The organism is Priestia sp. ST2 (genome assembly GCF_055810735.1).
Genome location: NZ_JBVVNT010000032.1, coordinates 1 through 614, shown reverse-complemented (window position 1 = coordinate 614; position 614 = coordinate 1). Strand labels below are relative to the sequence as shown.

The 614-nt window shown below is 49.2% G+C and carries 1 rRNA gene; it reads left to right on the top strand.

Annotated elements, in window-relative coordinates:
- Positions 1-22: 22 nt before the first annotated feature.
- Positions 23-614 (top strand): 23S ribosomal RNA (locus AC0KUU_RS29945); the annotation flags it as partial.

The following is a 614-nucleotide window of genomic DNA, read 5'->3' as shown; positions in this document are numbered from 1 at the left end:
GTTGTACCATTTATTCGCTAATGGTTAAGTTAGAAAGGGCGCACGGTGAATGCCTTGGCACTAGGAGCCGATGAAGGACGGGACTAACACCGATATGCTTCGGGGAGCTGTAAGTGAGCTTTGATCCGGAGATTTCCGAATGGGGAAACCCACTGTTCGTAATGGAACAGTATCTTTATCTGAATACATAGGATATTGAAGGCAGACCCGGGGAACTGAAACATCTAAGTACCCGGAGGAAGAGAAAGCAAATGCGATTTCCTGAGTAGCGGCGAGCGAAACGGAATTAGCCCAAACCAAGAGGCTTGCCTCTTGGGGTTGTAGGACACTCTATACGGAGTTACAAAGGAACGAAGTAAATGAAGCGACCTGGAAAGGTCCGTCGAAGAAGGTAACAACCCTGTAGTTGAAACTTCGTTCCCTCTTGAGTGGATCCTGAGTACGGCGGAACACGTGAAATTCCGTCGGAAGCTGGGAGGACCATCTCCCAAGGCTAAATACTACCTAGTGACCGATAGTGAACCAGTACCGTGAGGGAAAGGTGAAAAGCACCCCGGAAGGGGAGTGAAAGAGATCCTGAAACCGTGTGCCTACAAGTAGTCAGAGCCCGTTAA